3 protein-coding genes are annotated in these 2,463 nt (G+C 59.7%); 1 reads left to right on the top strand and 2 read right to left on the bottom strand.

The genetic code is table 11. From position 1 onward, the window contains the following. Positions 1–124: 124 nt before the first annotated feature. The gene (locus FN369_RS00710) at positions 125–403 is read right to left on the bottom strand and encodes a DUF4242 domain-containing protein (protein WP_142524306.1); all 279 of its coding nucleotides are present in this window, start codon (positions 401–403) and stop codon (positions 125–127) included. A 191-nt stretch (positions 404–594) separates the two neighbouring features. Beyond that, complete coding sequence (locus FN369_RS00715; protein WP_142524307.1) at positions 595–864, bottom strand: hypothetical protein; 270 nt, start codon at positions 862–864, stop codon at positions 595–597. A 31-nt stretch (positions 865–895) separates the two neighbouring features. Between FN369_RS00715 and FN369_RS00720 the strand changes: the two genes are divergently transcribed. Next, complete coding sequence (locus FN369_RS00720; RefSeq protein ID WP_142524308.1) at positions 896–2,428, top strand: ammonium transporter; 1,533 nt, start codon at positions 896–898, stop codon at positions 2,426–2,428. Positions 2,429–2,463: the final 35 nt, after the last annotated feature.

Here is a 2,463-nt window from a genome sequence, read left to right on the forward strand (position 1 = left end):
CCGCCTCCGGCGGGCAAGGTCCGAGTCCAGCCGGTCGCCGTGAGCAAAGCATCGCCTGCACAGCGAGTCGCTCATGGCTCAAAGAAAGCCAAGGTGCATCATACCTCCGCGCGACCGAAGACGACTAAGCAGAGCGGGCGGAATAGGGGCTGATCAAATCGCGGATTTCGGAAATGCGATTGGCAGGAAAGCCGCCTTTCTGCGCGTGATCGCGGATCGCCTGCTCATTGGGAGCAATGTAGACGCAGTAGATCTTGTCGTCAGTTACATAGCTGTGCAGCCACTGAATTTGCGGTCCCATCTGGTCCAGCACCGAGCAAGACTTTGCCGAAATTGCGGCAAGCTCGTGAGGGGATAGTTTTCCGGCTCCGGGAATTTCTCGTTCGATAAGATAGCGTGGCATGAAGTTGGAATCTCCCTTTCGTTCCTCGTGAGCCCTTCTGCGAAGGGCCAAGCGGAGCTACTCTAACGGCGCACCGCCATCGCTTGGCAAGTGCTTTTTAAAGGAAGCCGGGGCAGAAAACCTTCTTTTCCTTCGGTCGGCGCGGCGATGCGCGAGCGAAAAATCGGTTCAACCTGGCACGGTGTTTGCTTTCAATGGAGCCGCAGGAGGGAGGCGATGGGGGTTTCGAGAGGAGGAGGATCCAATGCTTTCATCGCCAGAGCCGCCGACAGCCGCTGCGGCGTTTGCCGGCTGGCGGAACGAGAGGAAGAGTCGGTTGCCGTCGCGTTCGGAGCGGTTGTTTCGTCGAGCGAGAAATTGCCTCCCTTCCGTTCCACCTCCGGTTTGCGTGCGCCCCTGAGGTTGTGCCGGAAGAGGTTGGGGAAGTCGAAGAGAGAAATTCGCCCTCGTCTCGAAAGCATAGCTCCAACAATGAAACAAAGGAGATCTAGAATGGTTGTCACTCGATGGAAACGTTTTCTCTTCGCCCTCGCGGTCTTGCTCGCGGGTGCCTCGTTCGTGCAACCCGAAGCAGGAGCGATGCCGGCGGCGGCCGGCATGGAATCTCTCGTCCTGACTTCCTGGCAGGGGGCCTCCTTTTTCGCGGCGGAAGAACCGAGCTTGGAAAAACGGCTTCTTGGCCTCGAGGCCTACATCCTCAACGGCGATCCTTCCGGCAGCAAAGTGAGCGGGGTACCGGGGCCGGGTCACAACGCCTGGCTGATGACATCCGCCGCGTTGGTTCTCTTCATGACCCTCCCGGGCCTCGCTCTCTTTTACGGCGGCCTCGTCCGATCTCGCAACGTCCTATCGGTCCTGGCGCAGTGCCTCGGTATCGCCGGGCTCGTTACGATACTCTGGTGGTCCGTGGGTTACAGTCTCGTCTTCGGCACCGGTTTCGGGCAAAGCGCGCTCGGTCCATTCCTGGGCGGGACCGAGTTCTTTTTCCTGAAGGGAGTAGACGCAGCGCCGAACACGGCCTATGCATTTTGGGTTTCACAGAGCGTCTACTGCATGTTCCAGCTCATGTTTGCCATCATCACCCCCGCTTTGATCCTCGGTGCGATCGCGGAAAGGATGAATTACGGCGCTCTCCTTCTCTTCATCGGGCTCTGGATGCTTGTCGTCTACTTTCCGCTTGCTCACATGGTTTGGGGAGCCACCGGACTCATGAATGGGGTCTTCAATGCGGGAGCCAAGATTCCAGCGATCGATTTCGCCGGGGGGACCGTAGTGCACATGTCCTCCGGCTGGTCGGGCTTGATCCTCTGTCTCTTGCTGGGCCGAAGGCTGGGGTATCCTAAAGAGCCGATCCTGCCGCACAGCATGGTTCTCTGCATGGTGGGAGCCTCCATGCTCTGGGTGGGTTGGTACGGCTTCAATGCCGGAAGCGCCGGAGCGGCGGACGGAATCGCCGCGAATGCATTCACCACCACGACGATCGCCACAGCGGTGGCGTCGTTTACATGGGCGATGCTCGAATATGCCCTCAAGGGCAAGCCGAGTGTTTTGGGATTCAGTACGGGAGCCGTTGCGGGGCTCGTCTGCATTACGCCCGCTTGCGGATTCGTCGATACGACCGGAGCCGTCGTCATCGGACTCTTGGCCGGCGCGGTCCCCTACTGGGCGTGCGTGAAGCTCAAGAAGGCTTTGGGTTACGATGACGCTCTCGACGCTTTCGGAGTGCATGGAGTGGGAGGGACGTTGGGAGCCTTCTTGACGGGCGTCTTTGCCACAGCGAAGGTCAATGGGAATCTGAGCAACGAAGCGGTGGCGGGAAAGAACGGTCTGGCCGCCCATGTGAGCCACCACACCCTCTACTGGGCGCAGCTCGAGGCCATTGCGATTACGATCGGGCTGGCCGTGAGCATGACGTTGATCCTCGGTTTGGTCGTGAGGCTCTTCGTCAACTTGCGAGTGCCGGCGGAGGTGGAAACTCAGGGGCTCGACACGACGCAGCACGGCGAAGAAGGCTACGCCATCTAGCAGAGCCGCTGGCTTCTTTCGGACAAAAGCCGCCG

It is taken from the genome of Methylacidimicrobium cyclopophantes (genome assembly GCF_902143385.2).
In the GTDB taxonomy this organism is placed as follows: Bacteria; Verrucomicrobiota; Verrucomicrobiia; order Methylacidiphilales; family Methylacidiphilaceae; genus Methylacidimicrobium; species Methylacidimicrobium cyclopophantes.